General features: G+C 37.8%; 1 pseudogene. It reads left to right on the top strand.

Annotated features, from left to right (window positions below):
* Nucleotides 1-230 (top strand): annotated as a pseudogene (locus FUA24_RS08225) (dihydrolipoyl dehydrogenase); the annotation flags it as partial.

The following is a 230-nucleotide window of genomic DNA, read 5'->3' as shown; positions in this document are numbered from 1 at the left end:
GAAGGTGTGTTTGTAGCTGAAACTTTAGCAGGACAAAAACCACATATAGACTATAATTTAATTCCAGGTGTAGTTTACACATGGCCAGAAGTAGCCGCTGTTGGTAAAACTGAAGAGCAATTAAAAGAAGCAGGTGTTGCATATAAAACAGGTCAATTTCCAATGCGAGCTTTAGGTAGAGCTAGAGCAAGTATGGATATTGATGGATTTGTAAAAGTACTAGCCGATAA

Source organism: Seonamhaeicola marinus, assembly GCF_008085455.1.
The sequence above is the reverse complement of the archived record's forward strand: the minus strand, read 5'-3'. Positions and strand labels throughout refer to the sequence as shown.